Source organism: Brevibacillus sp. HB1.2 (assembly GCF_013332495.1).
In the GTDB taxonomy this organism is placed as follows: Bacteria; Bacillota; Bacilli; order Brevibacillales; family Brevibacillaceae; genus Brevibacillus; species Brevibacillus porteri.
The window spans coordinates 101,630-120,893 of record NZ_JABMIU010000006.1 but is presented as its reverse complement, the minus strand read 5'-3'; the positions used below and the strand labels follow the sequence as shown (position 1 = coordinate 120,893).

Below are 19,264 nucleotides of genomic sequence, written 5' to 3'. Positions count from 1 at the left end.
ATCTCGTGCTTTACGTCAGTTCGATCTTTTCTCCATGGATGTAAATCTGACGTTTTGCCAGCTCGTGAAAAATCACAGCCGGATCAAATGCTTCTTCTGGTGTAATGACGCCAATTGCTTTTACATTTCCTTTCGCGATCTGCTCAGTCGCAATCGCCAGCGGGATTCCTACGTTGCGGGTATAGGCGCGCAGCCCTGCCCAGTCAGCTACAGAGCCGTCTGATGCCGGATGTGTATGGTACAGGGTGTGCCCTACTTTGCGGCCGTCCTTGGTACCTGTTACCTCGACATGAAGCGAATACCCGTATAATTCCGTCTCTTTTCCCTCCCTAGAATTGTAGAGGTATTGGGAGATACAATCAAGGATTCCCACCTTTGTTTCCCCTACCGTGATGGGATCGTTCCGTAAAAAGCCATAATCATAGAGGGATTTGACCAGCTCCATGTTTTGCTTCGGCCATGTTCCCCGGACCTCGATTAGCTTTACTCCTTTTGGAGACAAAGCCTGTGCTAGCGTCTTCGTTTCTGCATGAGGAATGATGTACTGAATGGTTTTTCCATATGGCTCAGGAAGCTTTATCTCGCGTGGGCGAGCAAATGGCGGTACTTGAATGAATGCGCCATTTTCATAGACGACGCGCCCTGGCAAATCTGGATCATACTCATAGGTCGTCGTCTCTGTGATCGATTTGGAAAAGGCAATCGGGCGAAAGGAACCGTGGCTGACACGCACTTCGTCGACTTCATCGAGCTGGTTCGCTGCATGCATCGCCATCATTTGGGTCAGTCCAGGCGTCATGCCAAAGCCTGGCAGGCAGGTCTTCCCATGGTCGCGGAAGATCGCATCCGAGGCGTTTTCTTCCCCAAAGCCGTTCAAATTGATGCCATGGCAGCCAGCCTCCGCAATCGCAGCAGTAGACAGGCCGTTCAGTGTGATCGTGGTTCCGTCCATGACGATGTCGTAACCGCGCATTTTTTGGACCGTATCCGCATGATCGCGTACATTTACCGGAACAAAATCTACGCGAGGATCGTTCAGCCACTCGACTACCTTGCGACCTTCTTCTTCATTAAAATCACCGATCGTGATCTGCTCAAAATCCGAATGCAACACGAGATCGAGCACAGCTTCCCGACAAATATTTCCCGCTCCACCCAAGCAAAACACTTTCATCACGATAGCCTCCTCTTCTTTACTCCAGCCAGAAACGATTGTTTTCCATCGCAGCGATTAATCTCTCAATATCTTCGGGGTAAACTTCTCCGATATTGCCTATCCGAAACGTGTCCGCTTGCGAGATTTTGCCCGGATAAATGACGAAACCTGCCTGCTTCAAACGTTCATACAGCTCCGCGAAGGTGAACGCCTCGCTTTCGGGATAATAAAAGGAAGTAATGAAAGGCGATTGCGATTCTTTTGGCAACAGGATGCGAAAACCGATACGCTCCATGCCTTCTGCGAGTAACTGCTGATTTCGCTGGTAACGCTCGTACCGTTTTTCAACTCCCCCCTCTGCCTCAAGCTCTATCAGTGCTTGATAAAAGGCTCGCACGACATGAGTCGGAGAAGTATAGCGCCACTTTCCGTTTTGCTCCTCCATCGTCTTCCACTGGCTGTACAAATCGAGGGACAGCGTACGGGCAATCCCTCTGCATCGGATGAGCGCTGACGTCTTGGCAACGACAAAGCCGAAACCAGGCACGCCTTGAATGCATTTGTTTGCGCTAGAGATCAGGAAGTCGATCGAGAGCTGTGCTGCATCCAGCGGAATGCCACCGAAGCTACTCATCGCATCTACGATATAGACTTTTCCGTACTTCTTGGCGACTTCACCAATTTCTTTGATGGGATTAAGCATGCCGGTAGTCGTTTCCGAATGCACCACAGCCACATGCGTAATCGTTGCATCTGCCGCGAGTTTTTGCTCCAAAGCTTCTCCATCGGCCTTTGTCACTTCACCAAAGTCAATTACCTCTGTTGCGATTCCATGGACTTGTGCCATTTCCACGATCCGATCCCCGTATGCGCCATTCGTCAGGACGAGCAGCTTGCCGTCTGTGGGAATCGCACTGCTCACCACCGCTTCCACACAAAAGGTCCCGCTGCCTTGCATCAAAACGCTCGTATAATCCTCTACCTGGGAGGTTGCCAATCGGACGAGCTTTTGGCGAATTGCCTGTACGAGTTCATTGTAATCACGGTCCCACGTGCACCAATCCCGCAGCATTGCCTCGCGTACGGTTGATGAAGTGGTCAATGGTCCGGGGGTGAGCAACAAGTACGAATTGTCGGTTAGTCGTGTCTGATTCATGGTCTCTCTCCTTCTGCATGAAGCATCTCGATGTTTTTTAGCACCTCATCCAAGCATCCGATCTCCGCGACCACGTAGTGCGCACCCGCCGCCATCAGTCGTTCTGTTGCGATAGCCAGTCTTTTATCCAGCTCTTCCTGTGGCATGCTATTCACTTCCTCCAAGGACAGGCCGAGTTCGCTTCCACCCTTCAGGACGCCAACGGTCCACATCCCGGCGTTTCTTCCTTCTTTCATATCGCTCGTCGTATCACCGACCTTGACGATCTCGTTCATTGGAAATACGTCCAGTAGAATCGCATTTTGATAGCACATCCATGGAAATGGACGTCCAGCAGGCACTTCACTTGGGGTGACAAGTACGTCTGGTTCGTAGCCCTGTTGCTTAGCCGATGCTGCTACAACATTCATCATGTCCCTCGTGTAGCCTGTGGTCGAGCCGATTTTGATTCCTTGCTCGCGAAGTAGTCCTACCAATTCAATTGCTCCCGGAACAGGAGTGGCGTACTCGTGCAGCGTCTCCATCAGCATCGGTTCGAAGTCAGCGTACAATTCGTCCACATCCGCTTCATTTGGAAGTCGACCGTAACGCTCTTGCCATAGCGCTGCTACCCGCTCCATTTTGCAAAGTGCCTGGATATGATCGCGCTTGAGCATCCCCATCGGTTCGCGCGCTTCTGCTGCTGTCAGCTCAATCCCCCGTTTTTTGAACACCTGTAAAAAGACAGCTAAAGGAGCGAAACATCCGTAATCTACCATCGTTCCTGCCCAATCAAATACTACTGCTTTCATGCTTTATGCCACCTGACCTTTCTCTTGGTAGGACCCTGTTGTCCGCTTGCGAAGTTTGGATGCGATCCATTCTGCACCAGCACGTGCGATGATGTTGAGGAAGACGATCAATACCGACATCGCTGCTGCCGGAGCCACATCCCCGGCGTCATCCATGTTGACGATGGAGACAGATGCCAACTTGAAATCCGCTGCGTACAGAAAAACAACCGCCGAGATCGTCACCATCGAGTTGATGAAAAAGTACACAGCCATCTCGACAATCGCCGGCATACAGACGGGAATCGTGACGCGCCACATTAGCTTTGTCTGCGAGATCCCCATGGACTCTGCCGCTTGCTCGAACTCGGGATCGAGCTTTTTCAACGCGCTCGTTGCTGTAATGAAGCCTACTGCGAAAAAATGAATGACGTTCGCCAAAATCAAAATCCAGATCGTTCCGTACATACCGTGAAATGGATTCGACGGATTGTTGAAGAAGAAAATGTACGCTAGTCCAATGACCATCCCCGGCAATGCCAGCGGGAGAATCGACAGGAAGTATCCAGCTTGGCGAAGCCCTTTCCACACTTGGGATTTTTCAATCGTGTAGGCGGTAATAAACGTGACCGCCGTCCCGATTACTGCCGTCAGCAAGGCGACAAGAATGCTGTTCCACAGTGGCTCGATCCCTTCTCCAGCAACGTTGGAAAAGTCGTAATGATCCAAGCCAAAAGTCAGATTATACGGCCATACTTTGATGAAAGAAGCTAGCACCACCGCAGCCATGAGGAGCAGCAAAAATCCGCTGACGCTCACACAAAGGATGGAATAAAACAAATCACGCAAACGATTCTCCTTGATTCGATACGGTTTGGACTTGGCTGTTACAGCCGCGTGTTGCTTCCGCTCAACAATCCGGTCCACGACAAACGCCACGAGAGCGGGAATAATCAAAAGCAGCCCAACCGTTGCTCCCATCGTCATATTTTGCTGACCGATGACCTGCTTGTAGACGTCTGTCGCCAGTACGGAAAACTGTCCGCCGACAACCTTTGGTGCTCCGAAGTCAGTAAACGAGAGAGTAAAACAGACAAAGCAGGCGCTGACGATACCGTATTTCACGCTAGGAATCGTCACTACAAAAAACTTGCGCCAATGGTTCGCTCCGAGCGTATCCGCCGCTTCGTACAGCTGATAGTCGGCAAAAGCAAGAGAAACAGCGAGAATCAAATATGCTTGCGGGAAAACATAGACGATCTCCGCCAAAATAATCCCCACTGGGCCGTACAGATCGATGTCCCATTGAAACGGGAGCAACCCGAAGATCCCCGTCGTCACCAGCCCTTGATTCCCAAAGAGGTAGGTCAGGGCGATTCCGTGCATCATCGTGGGCGCAAACAGCGGCAGCAGTGCGATCGCCCGAAAGACTCGTTTTCCACGAATCCCGCTGCGCGTCAAGGCATACGCGAACAGAAAAGCGAGCGTAACTGCGATCAGCGTCGTCATCGCAGAAATATACAAGGTGTTATTCAGCGACCCTGCCAGTGCTGGCGTGGAAAAGTACGTAACGAAATTGTCCAGGCCGATGAACTGACCGTTCTTGTTATAGAATGCTTTGGAAAACAGCTGGCCAATTGGCAACAGAACACTCGCTGACAATCCAAGAACGATGAGAGCGATGAGCCACTTTTGCATGGCTTTTCCATCGAAGATCGATGTCATTTCCTTCATGCTGCTCACCCCTGTTCCTCTATGGCTGGCGCATGCTCAAAGGTCAGCAAATTCTCCAGCGGAAACTCTAGCCACACCTTTTTGTCTCGGGCAATTCCAAGTCTTTGTGCCTCGGCCGCTATCAAATCGATTGTCAGAAGCTCTTTTTTTATCTGACCTTCCTCTTGCCACTCCAGAAAGATTCGGTAAAAAGCACCGCGAAATTCTATCTCGGAAATAGTCGCAGGTATGGCACATTCGGACTCGTTCTGCAAAAGCCGCACATGCTCCGGTCTGATCGCAAGTAAGCGATTCGGATCAGATTGCGCATTCTCAAAGCGACTGTACTCAAAAAAGTTGATCGCTCCGATAAAATCAGCAACAAACGGAGTGGCTGGTTTGTTATAGATCTCCTCGGGTGTACCTACCTGAACGACCTCGCCGTGATCCATGACGACGATCTTGTCTGCCATGGTCAATGCCTCATCCTGGTCATGCGTGACCATCACTGTTGTCATGCCGTACTGCTCATGCAAACGCCGAATCTCCCTTCGCAGCTTTTGTCTTACTTTTGCATCCAATGCGGATAGTGGTTCATCTAAAAGCAAGACATCCGGCGATAGAGAAATCGCTCTCGCCAAGGCAATTCGCTGCTGTTGACCGCCTGAGAGCTGGCTGGGATATTTGGCGGCGGCATGAGACAAATCTACCATGTCTAGCGCCTCTTCTACTTTGGCTGCGATCTCTTTTTTCCCCAGCTTCTTTTCTTGCAGGCCAAAGGCAATGTTTTCGGCAGCCGTCAAATTGGGAAACAAGGCGTACGACTGGAACATCATCGCAATGTTTCGTTTCGCTGGTGGCAGGGAAGTAATCTCCCTGCCTCCCAGGATCATCTTGCCTGTCGTCGGCTGCTCCAATCCAGCCAGCATTCTCAGTAATGTCGTTTTACCGCAGCCACTGGGACCGAGCAGACAAACAAATTCATTCTTGTCAATTTCGATGGAAATGTGCTCCAATGCGGCAAACAAACCAAAGCGTTTACTGACCCCTTGAATGGATAGATAGGATTGTGTCATGCTGTTCTCCTCGCTGCTTACTTAGGTTCACTCTTGGTCGCGTATCGTTTTTCCCACTCACCCAAGATGTTGTCACGATTTTGTGCGGCTTGATTCAGGTCGAGTTTGATTAATTGCTTGATTGGATCTACTGCGTAACCTTCCGGGAGTGTCGCGCCTTCTTGCTTGACACTGACGATGGCGAAGTTCTGGTTATAAGCTTTCATGACTTCATCGGAGATGGCCCAGTCCAAGAACAGCTTGGCTTCTGGCTTGATCTCACTCTTTTTCATCAAGGCATTCGCCTCTACATCCCAACCCGAGCCTTCTGTTGGAAAGACGACTTCAACGGGTGCACCTTTTTTCTTCTCGGTAATCGAACGGTAGCCAAAGGAAATGCCAATTGGATATTCGCCCGATGCGGCCATTTTCGCTGGCTTCGAGCCTGAATGTGTGTAGATCGCCATATTTGCATGCAGCTTGTCAAGGTACGCCCAGCCTTCTTGCTCGCCTTTCAGTTGCATGATTCCGTTAATCGTGAGCAGCCCAGTTCCAGAAGACGCTGGATTCGGCATCACGATCAATCCTTTGTACTCCGGCTTGATCAGGTCTTCATATGAGCGTGGGATAGGCAAATTGCGTTTTTCTAGCTCTTTGGTATTGACCGCGATCGCTGTCTCCCACGCATCGATTCCTACCCAACTAGCAGGTTCTTTGGAATCCTTAAACTCCGGGGATACTTTCTCGATTCCTTTTGGCGAATACCCCTCGAGCATGCCTTGCTGTTCGAGTACGAGTAGGCTTGTCGCTGCTGTTCCCCATACGACGTCTGCTTGTGGGTTGTCTTTTTCCGCCAGCAGCTTTGCTGTGATGATCCCTGTAGAATCACGGACGATATTGACCTTTACATCTGGATATTTTGCTTTGAAGGATTCCAAATACGTTTTGATCTGGTCATCCTCCAGCGCCGTATAAACAGTAATCTCTCCTGAGGCGGTTGTACTTTCCGTTTTGGAAGCTTGTGTGTTTGGTTGCGATCCTGTTGATTGTCCACATCCTGCTAAAAACGCGATTGATAGAACGGAAGCAAGTAAAGGATAATGCCATTTTTTCATAAGAACCTCTCCTCTTTGCGGATTGTTCATTGCTTGTTTCCTACGAAACCAATCTTACGGGGAAAATATTAAGCGGATGTGAACGAAACGTTAATAGATTGTTTTTATGTGTATTTAGTTGTGTTTAGTTGGATTTTAACACAAATAAAAACAACTGGGTAATAAAGGAAATATAAGGCGTATGTCGAAGTTACAAACGCCTTCATTCATAATTCAAAGGGGGATATGAGGATGGACCTAAAGGTGGAACCGTTGGATTTGCAAATGGCGGATATATCAGGTTCTAAATGGCAGGAGGTTAGAGCTGAGGAACTTGATATGGATAATGTCAGCTTGGCAAAGACCAAAATCAACAACGTAAATATGAGTCAAATGACTTTGAATGATGTGAATATGAGTGGAATCAAAATCTCGAACGCAAACTTGTCAGGCTTAGACATTCAGCATGCTAATCTTAGCCACGCTGTTATTGATCAGGCACATTTGTTTGGAACAGAATTTCATAACGTGGTTCTTCCGAATGAGGGAGATGGGAATTATAATCCCGATGGGCAGTATAAACCGGTAAGCTTTCACAGCTGTAACCTTACTCGTGGGCAATTCAAAAATTGTGATTTATCCAATGTGGAGATAACGGATTGCGACATTACTGGGTTGAAAATAAACGGAATCTTGATTTCGGATTTACTCAAGGACAAATAAAGGACATTCACATTTCGTTTGCACAAAAAAAGACTCAGTCATCCATTCAGGTAGAAAATGGGATGCGCTAAGTCTTTTGTTTTTTCCTATCTTCTACTGCAAAGCAGCCTCCACAGCCGCCTCTGCGTGAATCGCAGTCGTATCAAATACCGGAACCGTGCAATCTTCGGCTGTGATCAACAGACCGATTTCCGTGCAACCGAGGATGACTGCCTCAGCACCTTCCTTGACCAATCGCTCAATGATCGCCTGATATGTACGCTTGGATTCCTCACGAATAGTTCCGACGCACAGCTCATGATAAATGATGTCATGGACAAGTTTTCGCTCTTCTTCATCCGGAAGCAGTACCTCTAATCCGTGTATGTCACGCAGCCGTCCTGTGTAGAACCCCTGCTCCATCGTAAATCGCGTCGCAAGCAGTGCCACTCGTTTATGCCCGTGGTTCGTGATCGCTTGGGCTGTCGCATCCGCGATATGAAGAAACGGCAAACTGGTCGCTTCCTCGATGGCATACGCCAGTTTGTGCATCGTATTTGTACAGAGAACGATCAGGTCGGCGCCTGCCGCTTCCAGACTTTTCGCCGCACTCGCCATCCGCTCGCCTGCTTCTTCCCATCGTCCTTCTCGTTGCATTTCTTCGATCTCGGCAAAATCAACGGAATACATAATGCTTTTCGCCGAATGCAGACCGCCCAGCCTCGCCTTGACGGTTTCATTGATCAAACGGTAGTAGACCAAGGAGGACTCCCAGCTCATGCCGCCAATTAATCCGATTGTTTTCATTGTTCTCTACTCTCCTTTGTCGCTATCGTTGCCATTTGCATTTTCCCATCCCGCCTGACGACAACGGGTCTGTAGCCGTTCGTGAAAACTCTTGCAGTATCGCTGCAAAAGCTCATGATAGATTTGACTCCCCAAGTAGCCGCTTCCCCCGAGCAACAATACTCGGTGTCTCTCCATGGCTGTCTCCTTCCATTTCCGTTATGATCCAATATACCACTATCTCCCATCTAGAGCGACGTATAAATAGTCCAATCACCTTTATGAAAAAGAGCACCAACAGGGATTCACTTGAAACAATCAAAACGATATTACTCATACAAAATAAAAAAACCCATCATTCAATTAAGAATTATGGGTCACGAACGAAATCAAATGGCCTAACTAATTGTGTATGGCTTAACCAGCCGTGGGTTATAGGAAACACATCTGCAATTCCGTATTTATTATCAGTTTGTACAATATTGCAAATCATATACCTTACTTTCAATTTTGCGGTACCAACCCAATGAATCGGATCATTGATAGGCAGCCCCTACCATGAACCATTCGAGAGCTTCTGAAAATTCACGAGGAAGCTCTGACACCCGGAGGAAGGTACACATCTCGCTTACGATCCGTTCTCTGTTTTGCCCGTATTGCTCTGTGAGCAGAGCTAGCTGCTCCCAATCACTGAGCTCCTTTTGAAAGGCAGCTCGATCCAATGGCCGGCCGTGCGATTCCACGAAAAGGATTGCTTCAGACTGGTACGCTTGCTTCAACACGCGTAGAAAACGAGAGGCTGTATAACTGCGCGGTCCGCCATAGACTGAGGGACCCAAAGCATCTCCCAAAAACAGCGTTTGATCCTCTTTTACGTACACATAGCACGAATCTTCCGAATGATCTCCTCCGACACGGTTCACCTGACATGTCACGCCACCAAGGTCGATCGTGATCGATTCATCGAATAGGATATCCGGCTCGACTATTCGGATCAAGTCCCGGTTCATTCCGTACTCTTTTTTGATGTTCGCCATCGTGCTGGCATTGATGATCTTCTCCTTACAGAGCTGTTCCATGATTTCATCCGACCATTCCAGCCCCATCAGTTTGCTCAATGAATCTGCGGTTTTTGCCTGCGCGATGGTAGGTAGATCCCATGCTGACATTCCGAATGTATGATCCCAGTGCCAATGAGTCAGTATGAGCAGATCTGGAAGACGAACGCCTAGCCTTTGCAACTCCTGACGAAACAAATCGGCATGCGCTGGTGAATTTCCAGCATCAATCAAGAGGGTTTTTCTTGCCCCCGTAATGGCTGCTAGGATGGGGCGATCCGTGTCATGACTTGCATGCATAATCAAGATATGCTCGGTAATCTGTTCGATCGTGGACATTTCCTTCTCCCCTTTCCAAATACGCCAATGTAATTTTCTCTCTACAGAATGACTCAGCAATATTTCCCATGGTATCACACAACACTTCCCCCTCGCACAAACAAAAAACGCCCGTGTTACCAGGCGTTTTTGTAGATACCCCGTGAATTACCCGTACGTTAGTTGTCTCACGTTCATTCGGATCACGATTATATGCTTTCCTTGTATAGAGATAATTTTTTATTGCATTCCTTTTTTAACCCATTCAGCTACCGTAACCACACGCTTCGCTTGATGTTTAACGGCATTTTGATAAGCTTCCTTATCTCCAACAATTTGATTGTTTTGATCGACAGATATGCTTGTTCCATACGGATTCCCTCCGGCAGCGAACAAGGAAGCATCAGTATATCCTGGAGCAACCACGATTGCCCCCCAGTGATACATGGAGGTGTATAAGTTAAGGATAGTCGCTTCTTGACCACCGTGAGCGTTTTGAGCAGAAGTCATTGCACTTACCACTTTATTAACCGTTTTTCCATGGAACCAGATTCCACCTGTTGTATCTAAAAATTGTTTCATTTGGGCGGCAATGTTTCCGAAACGTGTAGGCGTACTGAAAATAATGGCATCAGCTTCAACGATGTCATCCGGTGTAATAACTGGAATATCTTTTGTGGCTTCCACATGGGCTTTCCAAGCCGGATTCCTATCAATCACTGCTTGAGATGCCAATTCTTGAACCTTAAAGATTTTCACTTCCGCGCCGGCTTCCTTTGCCCCTTCCGCAGCCCATTGAGCTAATTGAAAGTTAGTTCCGGTGGAGCTGTAATACACAATTGCAAGTTTGATATTCATGTAAAAAATCTCCTTAAATAAAATAGTTCGTTATACAACACACTCTACGATATCCATCTCGTTCAAGTGGTAAACCTGATTCGACATAAAAACATAGGGTAGTTGTTACCTTTTAAGCTCTTTTTGAAGTCCCAGCGTAAGTTAGTCTAATTCTCTTACTTGAAATGGCAACAACACACGTTCAATCTGTTCTCGATGCGGTTCATATTGTTCAGGTAACATCAGTTTTTCTCCCATGGTCTCATGTGACTCGTCGTGAGCGAAGCCTGGCGGATCTGTTGCGATTTCAAAAAGAATTTCGCCGTGCTCTCTAAAGTAAATCGCATTAAAATAGTTTCGATCTTGTACAGGGGTAACACCATAACCATGTGCTTCAACATAATTTTTCCAAACCAATTGATCTTGGTCATGTAAAGCCCGCCAAGCAATGTGATGTACTGTTCCAACGCCCATAGCTCCTCTAGCCATAGGTGATAATTTTAGATCAATCACATTTCCGATATCAGCTGTGGAACGAAACCGGATGAAATCACCTTCTGTACCAATCATCTGTAGGCCCATCACTTTTTCCAATAGTTCTCCGGTTTTTTCCGGACGTATGGATAAAAGTGTAGCTCCGCCAAATCCTTTTATTGCGAACGCGGAAGTGATTTCACCAAAATTCCAGGTGTTAGCTTTCCCTTCTTCTCTTTCAACTATTTCCAAATGCAGGCCATGGGGATCGTCAAATTGTAAATACTGCTCTCCAAACCGTTCCATTTTTACAAAAGGGATTTGAAATTTCTCCAGTCTTTTTTCCCAAAAGTCCATAGCACCTTTCGGGACAACGTAAGAAGTTACCCCCACTTGACCGCCGCCGATTACTCCTTGGCGAGCACCTGGCCATGGGAAAAATGTGATAATGGTTCCCGGTTTTCCACTTTCATTTCCAAAATACAAATGATATGTTCCTGGATCATCAAAATTAACCGTTTGTTTTACTAAACGCAAACCTAATACTCCTGCATAAAAATCCACATTTTCCTGTGGATGACCTACAATTGCAGTAATATGGTGAATACCCATCGTTTTCATATTCGTACACTCCTTTGTCCAATTGAATTTGCCTATTTGGTATTTAGGGTTATAATTCCATATTTTTGTTATTCAATCAGTAACCCGAAGTTTTTGTCCCCAATCGAAACCGTCTCCATGCCTATTTTTTTAACAAATTTGATCTCCGACAATATTACGTTTTCCTGCAAAACATGATCAAAACGTTCCAACGCTACTTTCATCTGGTCATCGACATCAAGAGTAAGTATCACTCGTTTTTCGATAGGGAAATTCATTTTCTTACGGTAATCTTGAATCACGCGGATGACTTCACGAACCATCCCTTCCTGTTCTAGTTCCTCTGTTATCGTCGTTTCCAAAGCAACATTGATTCGGTAACCCGAAGCAGTAGCAAAGCCCTGCTTACCATGCTTTTCTACGAGCAGTTCATCAAGCGTAATACGGACGGCTTCGTCTGAAAGAATGACATCCAAGAAACCCCTGTCCACAACTTGCTTGGCTTCGGTGATGGATAGTTGCTTCAAACGATCTTGAATCGTTCCAACGAGTTTCCCGTATTTTTTACCGGCAACTTTTAAATTAAGTTTAAAGTGATAGGTAATAAAGCTGCTGTCACTTTGCTCTACTCGGATTTCTTTTACGTTTATCTCATCTTTGATGATGTTCGCGAACCTACTCATGTTGAACGGGCGGTCTATGGAGACGATAAGTTCGGACAGAGGCTGGCGTGTCTTGATTCCGCTTTCGTTTCTGATGTTCCGAGCCAGCTCAACGATTTGACGGGCGGTTTCCATTTCGCTTTCGAGAGTTTCATCGATAACTGCCGTATTCACCTGTGGATAATCTGTTAGGTGCACGCTTTCTTCGCCACCAAGATTTCTATAGATGTCATCTGCAATGAGTGGTGCATACGGCGCAATCATGCGGGCCACCGTCAATAACACCTTGTGTAGTGTTTGGTAGGCGGAAACCTTGTCTTCAGTCATCGCACTGCTCCAAAAACGGTTACGGGAACGGCGGATGTACCAATTACTAAATTCGTCGATAAACGCTTCTATGTGCTTTGCCGGATTTAGAAAGTCGTATGTTTCAAGCCCTTTTACTACGTTTTGCAGGGTGGAATTCAGCCTCGAAAGAAGCCAGCGATCTAACTCGTTCTCAAACGCTTTTTGAGGGTAGTCCTCAGGCCTGTATTGATCGATCGTTGCATATAGCGAATAGAAAACATGCGTATTATGAATCGTATCGATCACTTTAGACTTCGCTTCGGCTACCATTCTTTTAGAAAAATGCTTGCTGCTCCACGGTGCACTGTCAGAAAGCAGGGCCCACCGGAACGCATCAGTCCCAAATTCTTCTATGACTTCCCAAGGATCGATGCCATTCCCTTTACTTTTAGACATCTTTTGTCCGTTTTCATCAAGAACGTGCCCAGTTGAAATGACCGCTTTGTATGGCAATTTTCCGTTATACAGTGTGGATACCGCCAGCAAGCTAAAGAACCAGCCTCTTGTTTGGTCGATGCCCTCGGAAATTATGTCAGCAGGATACTGCTCCTGGAACAGTTTCTCATCACCAAAAGGATGGTGGTATTGGGCAAATGGCATCGATCCGCTATCAAACCAAACATCGATGACTTCTGGTGTTCTTTTCATGGTTCCACCGCATGAGCAACGCAATTTGACATCATCTACGAAAGGTTTATGTAACTCTAGGTCTTCATTCACGACCTCGACTGACTTTTCGCGCAGGTTTTTCAGGCTGTCTGGAGCATACTCAGTCCCGCAATCCTGGCAAAGCCAGATGTTCAGAGGAGTTCCCCAGTACCGATTCCGGCTGATATTCCAATCGACGAGATCTTCCAGGAATTTACCAAAACGTCCTTCTTGTAAATGGGAAGGGTACCAATCAATTTTCCTGTTGTTTTCAATAAGCTGTTCTTTTATCGCTGTCGTTTTGATGAACCAGCTTTCAATAGCATAGTAAAGAAGAGGAGATTTACAGCGCCAGCAAAAAGGATAGCTGTGCTCATAACGTTCTTTAGAGAACAAAAGATTACGGAAAGACAAGTTTTTTACGATATCGACGTCACAATCTTTGACGAAGCGTCCGGCGTAATCGCTGATTTGATCCGTGTATCGTCCAGCCAGATTTACTGCGTTAACGAAATCCAGTCCGTGCTGAATACATGTGCGATAATCGTCTTCCCCGTGCGCGGGTGCCGTATGAACAATACCAGTACCACTTGTATCGCTGACATAGTCAGCATCTACGACGATATGACCTTTATTTACATGAAAAAAATCAAACGGCGGCTCATAAGCTGTCCCTATGAATTCTGATCCTTTGTGCGTAGACAATATTTCATAGTTTTCTTTCATTACTTTCTCTACAAGATTTTTAGCAACTACGTATACCTCATCGTTCTGTTTTACCCGCGCGTATTCGATATCTTTGTTGATCGCTAAAGCCACATTAGACGGGAGTGTCCATGGCGTAGTTGTCCAAGCAAGAAAGATATCCCTCCCAGTCTTGCTTCTGAATTTCACCGTTGCACTCAAATCTTTGACATTGTCATAGCCTTGCGCCACTTCGTGAGAGCTTAGTGTCGTTTGGCAGTCAGGACAATATGGACTCACGCGGTGTCCTTTATACAATAGACCTTTTTTATGGATGACAGACAAGATGTGCCAGACAGATTCGATATAATCGTTAGTCAGAGTGACGTAGGGATCCTCCATGTCAGTCCAATAGGCTATGCCTTCAGTAAGTTCTCGCCACTGCTTTTCATATTCGAACACACTGTTTTTGCACTCTTCCACAAATTTGGCGACTCCGTAATTTTCAATCTCCTGTTTTCCCGAAATGCCAAGCTGCTTTTCCACGCCAAGCTCTACTGGAAGGCCATGAGTGTCCCATCCAGCTTTTCGGACGACTCTGAATCCTGACATTGTTTTATAGCGACCGATGAAATCTTTAATCACACGACCGAGAACATGACCAATATGAGGTAAACCATTGGCTGTAGGAGGCCCTTCATAAAACACAAAGTTCGGTTTCCCCGCCCGATTATCAATTGATTTTCTAAAAGTATTCTCTTGTTTCCACTGATTCAAGACACGATACTCTCGAACTCTGGCTTTTTCCTTCACATCCACTTTTCTCATGTCTTTCATCCTTCCTCCGTATATATTAAGATTGGGTAAAGCCCAGAAAAATTGTGCCTCCCCAAAATCTCGATATTGAATGAAGCACCGATCTCGTTTATAGCGACTTTCTATACCTTGCTAGTGAATAGGAATACTGATTGGGAGGAATTATGAATAAATCATTATTGCAATTAATGGTTAAAATTGCTGATACAAAGAGTTTCACACAAGCTGGAAAAGAATTGAATATGACTCAACCTGCTGTAAGTAAAGCAGTTAACGGTCTTGAGACCGAACTTGGGGTGACTCTTTTGATTCGAAATCGTCGTCGTGGAGTCATGCTTACACCTATAGGCGAACGCATCATACGTATTTTTAGAGCCATTTTATCCGATTATGAAAAGGTTGATCAGGAAATTGCTCATGAATTGGGACTTGAAAAAGGGATAGTCAAAATAGGCGCATTTCCTGAGGCCTCCTCTTATTTCGTCCCTAAAATTATCAGCAACATAACTAAAAAATATCCGAATATCGAATTTACCGTTTTAGAAGGAACTGTAACCGAAGTGAAAGAATGGATCGATACTCAACGTATTGATATCGGCTTTATCATTGCTTGTCCACCAGATAAGGAATTCAACACCTTTCCACTACACCAAGAAGAAATGTATGCTGTGCTAAACAAGGAACATCCTTTAACTACAAAAAATATGATTCAAGCAACAGATCTCTTGGATCAGTCTTTGATTTTTTGTAAATCAGGATTTGAAACTCCAGTTATAGATTGGTTTGAAAAATCCCGCGGGAAACCGAAAGTGAGATACGAAATCCATAACTACATGACAGGAATTAATTTGGTTCATGAGGGACTCGGTATCGCAATCATGCCTGAATTAACCCTGGAACATTTATCTGAAAACGTCCTGATACGAAAACTTGATCCCCCAGTGTATCGTAATATTCATATGGCCGTTTTGTCGTTTGAGGATAGTGGGATTTCTGTAAAATTATTCATTGAAATTGCCCTGCAATTATTTCCGCAATTCTTTACTAGATTCAAATAACCTCCGTAAAAAAGCCGCGAAACAGCACAGTGCTGCGCGACTTTTTTACATAGTTCCTAGAATCATTTGACCTATATTTTATTACAACAGTACATCAGCATAATCTTCATGGCGGTCAAATTGACTTTTGGCAAAAGGACATAATGGCATAATCTTAATCCCTTTCGTCCGAGCGAATTCGACTAATCTCTTCACTAACGCCTGTCCTACACCTTGACCTTTTAGACTATCGGAAACGATCGTGTGATCTACTATAATAATATGATTTCCATTTTGAACATAATGAATTTCAGCTTCTTTATGATCCTCTTCTCCAACATAAAAACCGTTTGTACCTTCTTTAATTTCGAACATTTGTTTTCCCCCATTCAAAAGGTGTGATTTCCATACATATTCCAACGCACCACTCGGACAATGATTTATTTGAGATGCTATTTTATCAGCCGTTTCTCCCTCAACATGAACCCATGGTTTCTTTTTAATATTAAATACTCCGGGTAACCCACTAACACATTTTGCCGAATGAACGCATCTTCCCGGGTGAAATATAACATCGATATCTTTCCCTACATATTGCTTAGAATCATCACTCAATATCTTTCACTCTCCCATATAATCCTCAAGTTGTTACTTTCGCATAGATGATAAAGAACATCATTATTTCTCCAATTACAATATAATTAGGTACGTAAAAAATGTTGTCCAACGCATAGAAACATCCGAGCAGTCCTAATAATACCGCCAAAGAGCGGGCTCGCAGCCTTGTATGTTTCGGTCTGTATCGGTGGAAAACAAATGATGTTGAAATAAAATAAAGCAGAACCGCCCCGAAAATAAAATCCAACATAAGTGGATAATGTAGTTGCTGCTGAAAAAGTAATTGGATCGAAGCAGCTATAAAGCCCATGGATACATAAATGAATAAATGACCATAAATAATCGTTTGGCCGGCTGTTTGTATCTCCTTACTCACTTTTCTCTCCAGATTATCAAAATACTGCCACCACATTGCAATCACCAATACAAATGTAAATAAGGCGAACAAAATAGATGTCCAGGTCCAGCTACTAGACTGCAAGACCGTTAGGATACTAATAACCGACTCACCTATAAGAATAAGTGTAAATAATCCAAAGCGCTCCAATAAGTGATGGGTATGTGTGGGTGTAATGATCAGGTACCGCCGGCTGAATAATGGCAGCATGATATCTACAGCTATTCCAGCATACAGAATCACATAACGGATCCATGAGTCAAAGAAAAGCGAGAAGGTAGATATGAGTATGCCTATCCAAAAGTAAGTCCCCAAATATTTGGCGGTCATTCGCTGATGTGTTCGATTTGATTTGTGTACCGTAAGATATTGAATGGCTGTCAGTGCTCTCGATCCAATATAGCCTACAAAGAAGGGAATATAGTATCGATCAAAATTGACGGATAGGCTTGCTGTCATAATTAGAACAAAAAACAGTTGAAAGACCATGAAAATCCGATGATTACTAATATCCTGGCCAAAGCGATTATTAAAGAGTGTTTGTCCCACCCAACTCCACCAGATTGGAATGAATATTAAAACAAATTTGATTAAGTATTCAACGGAAATGGTCCCATGGCTAGAATGTAACAAGACATGGTTTGCTTTTGACACTGCCGCTACAAAAAGCAAATCATAAAAAAGTTCCAACCAAGTTACTTTTTTCTCGCCTACAATCTCAGTACTTCCTTTATTTGCTCTCATATAAAAGTTAAGGACGTCTCCTTCATACCGATTGATTTTGAAATTTTTCCCTAAACCAAATTGCAGCTGCTTTCGCTTCGTTATAGATTAATTGGTGACCGTTGTTTTCCCAATGAACTCTTACAACAGCTCCCGAATCACGCAGCAAGCTTTGGAGCTCCTCTGTCTCATGTGGGGAACAAATCGGATCATTTTTCCCGGCACCGATAAAAATGGTAGCATTAGACAAATCCGGCAATTGGATACCGCGCAATGGAATCATCGGATGATGAAGGATCGCTCCTCTGAACACATTTTGATAATGGAAAAGAAGGCTCGCAATGATATTCGCTCCGTTCGAATAGCCAATAGCAACCAAATTATCGCGATCAAACCCGTATTCCTTGGCCGACTGGTTCAAGAATTCATTCACTTCTTTGGTGCGGAATACTAAATCCTCTTCGTCAAACACGCCTTCCGAGATTCGTTTAAAGAAACGTGGCATTCCGTTTTCCAGCACATTTCCCCTTAAGGAGAGAATGGACGATTTTGGGGAAACGAGTGTTGCCAGTGGCAACAAATCTTGCTCCGTCCCGCCTGTCCCGTGAAAAAGGACAAGTGTGGGTGCGTGTAAATCGCCGCCCTTTTCAAAGATGTGTCTCATCTCTTGTCCCCTTTAAGCACTCTCACTTCGATTGAGGTCAAGTTAGCTTCAATTTTCTCACGTTCGGATTCGTACCACTCCGGGAGCATCAATTTTTCACCTAAAGATTCGGGAGCTTCATCGCGTGCAAAACCTGGAGGATCAGTTGCAATTTCAAATAAGATACCGCCGTCCTCCCGGAAATAAATCGCATTGAAGTACTGCCGATCTATAATATGAGTTGGTTTATACCCTCTCTCAGTTACTTTTTGTTGCCATTGCTCATGCTCCTGGAAGTCTTTCGCACGCCAGGCAATGTGATGAACCGTACCAGCTCCTCCATGCCCCCACTTCTGATTATCAAGAGGAATATCGATCAGATTCCCGATATCTCCAGAAGCTTGAAAACGTGAATATCCGGCGTCTTCTCCTACTTTTTTCAGCCCCATTACATGTTCGAGCACATGCATCGTCTTCTCTGCGTTTACGCTGAGCAGAACAGCACCGCCGAATCCTATAATCGCTTTGTTCGCAGGAATTCCGCCAAATGACCAACTGTTGCTTCTTCCTTCTTCGCGCTCAACAAGTTCAAGATGAAGCCCATCGTTATCCCTAAACTGAAGGTAAGTTTCTTGAAACCTGGTTGCTTTCATTGGGGTAATGTCAAAGCTATTAAGTCGCTTTTCCCAGAAGTCAAGTGAGCCGTGCGGCACGACAAACGTAATTATACCTACTTGCCCCCCACCAATTTCTCCCCGCCGAGAGTTACGCCAAGGAAAAAAAGTCATAATGGAGCCAGGACTTCCTGATTTATCACCGAAATAAAGGTGGTAAACCTCTGGAGCGTCAAAGTTGATGGTTTTCTTAACGAGCCTAAGACCGAGTATGCCTGCATAAAAATTGACGTTCTCCTGCGGATTACGTGCAAATGCTGTAATGTGATGGATCCCTGCCGTTTCTAATGTCATA

General features: G+C 45.4%; 18 protein-coding genes. 2 read left to right on the top strand and 16 right to left on the bottom strand.

Translation table 11 applies throughout. The features are described 5' to 3' along the window. Positions 1-10: 10 nt before the first annotated feature. Genes HPY28_RS16505 through HPY28_RS16480 form a run of 6 tightly spaced genes read right to left on the bottom strand, consistent with a single transcriptional unit; the run spans position 11 to position 6,965 of the window. Positions 11-1,174: a saccharopine dehydrogenase family protein gene (locus HPY28_RS16505; RefSeq protein ID WP_017252102.1), complete on the bottom strand. Its 1,164-nt coding sequence runs from the start codon at positions 1,172-1,174 to the stop codon at positions 11-13. A gap of 19 nt (positions 1,175-1,193) precedes the next feature. Then, complete coding sequence (phnW, locus tag HPY28_RS16500) at positions 1,194-2,312, bottom strand: 2-aminoethylphosphonate--pyruvate transaminase (protein WP_174230957.1); 1,119 nt, start codon at positions 2,310-2,312, stop codon at positions 1,194-1,196. Further along, on the bottom strand, positions 2,309-3,103 hold the full coding sequence (gene phnX / locus HPY28_RS16495) for a phosphonoacetaldehyde hydrolase (protein WP_174230956.1): 795 nt from the start codon (positions 3,101-3,103) through the stop codon (positions 2,309-2,311). Before phnX ends, phnW begins: the two co-directional genes overlap by 4 nt. Before the next feature lie 3 nt (positions 3,104-3,106). After that, positions 3,107-4,816, bottom strand: a complete 1,710-nt coding sequence (locus HPY28_RS16490; protein ID WP_174230955.1) for a putative 2-aminoethylphosphonate ABC transporter permease subunit — start codon at positions 4,814-4,816, stop codon at positions 3,107-3,109. Positions 4,817-4,821: 5 nt separating this feature from the next. Continuing rightward, positions 4,822-5,871, bottom strand: a complete 1,050-nt coding sequence (locus tag HPY28_RS16485; protein ID WP_173624000.1) for a putative 2-aminoethylphosphonate ABC transporter ATP-binding protein — start codon at positions 5,869-5,871, stop codon at positions 4,822-4,824. 17 nt (positions 5,872-5,888) lie between these two features. Continuing rightward, positions 5,889-6,965: a putative 2-aminoethylphosphonate ABC transporter substrate-binding protein gene (locus HPY28_RS16480; protein ID WP_017252107.1), complete on the bottom strand. Its 1,077-nt coding sequence runs from the start codon at positions 6,963-6,965 to the stop codon at positions 5,889-5,891. 231 nt (positions 6,966-7,196) lie between these two features. Between HPY28_RS16480 and HPY28_RS16475 the strand changes: the two genes are divergently transcribed. Continuing rightward, positions 7,197-7,667 (top strand): pentapeptide repeat-containing protein, encoded by a 471-nt coding sequence (locus tag HPY28_RS16475; RefSeq protein ID WP_173624001.1) that lies wholly within the window; start codon positions 7,197-7,199, stop codon positions 7,665-7,667. A 93-nt stretch (positions 7,668-7,760) separates the two neighbouring features. On the opposite strand, the gene HPY28_RS16470 is transcribed toward HPY28_RS16475, so the two are convergent. The 6 genes from HPY28_RS16470 to ileS all read right to left on the bottom strand — a co-directional run bounded on the left by HPY28_RS16470 (position 7,761) and on the right by ileS (position 14,889). Beyond that, positions 7,761-8,453 carry an aspartate/glutamate racemase family protein gene (locus HPY28_RS16470; protein ID WP_174230954.1) on the bottom strand — a complete coding sequence of 231 codons (693 nt, stop codon included), beginning with the start codon at positions 8,451-8,453 and terminating at the stop codon, positions 7,761-7,763. A gap of 6 nt (positions 8,454-8,459) precedes the next feature. Then, positions 8,460-8,630 carry a hypothetical protein gene (locus tag HPY28_RS16465; RefSeq protein ID WP_017252110.1) on the bottom strand — a complete coding sequence of 57 codons (171 nt, stop codon included), beginning with the start codon at positions 8,628-8,630 and terminating at the stop codon, positions 8,460-8,462. Positions 8,631-8,968: 338 nt separating this feature from the next. Further along, a complete protein-coding gene (locus HPY28_RS16460) occupies positions 8,969-9,829 on the bottom strand; it encodes an MBL fold metallo-hydrolase (RefSeq protein WP_174230953.1) in 861 nt (286 codons plus the stop codon). 219 nt (positions 9,830-10,048) lie between these two features. After that, positions 10,049-10,666 carry an NAD(P)H:quinone oxidoreductase gene (gene wrbA / locus HPY28_RS16455; protein WP_017252112.1) on the bottom strand — a complete coding sequence of 206 codons (618 nt, stop codon included), beginning with the start codon at positions 10,664-10,666 and terminating at the stop codon, positions 10,049-10,051. A gap of 141 nt (positions 10,667-10,807) precedes the next feature. Then, positions 10,808-11,740: a ring-cleaving dioxygenase gene (locus HPY28_RS16450; protein ID WP_017252113.1), complete on the bottom strand. Its 933-nt coding sequence runs from the start codon at positions 11,738-11,740 to the stop codon at positions 10,808-10,810. Positions 11,741-11,808: 68 nt separating this feature from the next. Then, on the bottom strand, positions 11,809-14,889 hold the full coding sequence (gene ileS, locus HPY28_RS16445; RefSeq protein WP_173624004.1) for an isoleucine--tRNA ligase: 3,081 nt from the start codon (positions 14,887-14,889) through the stop codon (positions 11,809-11,811). Positions 14,890-15,041: 152 nt separating this feature from the next. Here ileS and HPY28_RS16440 point away from each other — a divergent pair, with 152 nt between their 5' ends. Next, positions 15,042-15,935: a LysR family transcriptional regulator gene (locus HPY28_RS16440; RefSeq protein WP_174226055.1), complete on the top strand. Its 894-nt coding sequence runs from the start codon at positions 15,042-15,044 to the stop codon at positions 15,933-15,935. Positions 15,936-16,016: 81 nt separating this feature from the next. On the opposite strand, the gene HPY28_RS16435 is transcribed toward HPY28_RS16440, so the two are convergent. The 4 genes from HPY28_RS16435 to HPY28_RS16420 are packed head-to-tail and all read right to left on the bottom strand — an operon-like array spanning position 16,017 to position 19,263. Then, on the bottom strand, positions 16,017-16,529 hold the full coding sequence (locus HPY28_RS16435; protein ID WP_017252116.1) for a GNAT family N-acetyltransferase: 513 nt from the start codon (positions 16,527-16,529) through the stop codon (positions 16,017-16,019). Between the two features lie 25 nt (positions 16,530-16,554). After that, positions 16,555-17,673, bottom strand: coding sequence for a low temperature requirement protein A (locus tag HPY28_RS16430; protein ID WP_174230952.1), 1,119 nt, complete (start codon positions 17,671-17,673; stop codon positions 16,555-16,557). A gap of 22 nt (positions 17,674-17,695) precedes the next feature. Next, entirely contained in the window at positions 17,696-18,316 is a 621-nt protein-coding gene (locus tag HPY28_RS16425; RefSeq protein WP_017252118.1) for an alpha/beta hydrolase, read from the bottom strand. Continuing rightward, on the bottom strand, positions 18,313-19,263 hold the full coding sequence (locus HPY28_RS16420) for a ring-cleaving dioxygenase (RefSeq protein ID WP_174230951.1): 951 nt from the start codon (positions 19,261-19,263) through the stop codon (positions 18,313-18,315). The genes HPY28_RS16425 and HPY28_RS16420 overlap by 4 nt, the downstream gene beginning before the upstream one ends. Between the last annotated feature and the right edge of the window lies 1 nt (position 19,264).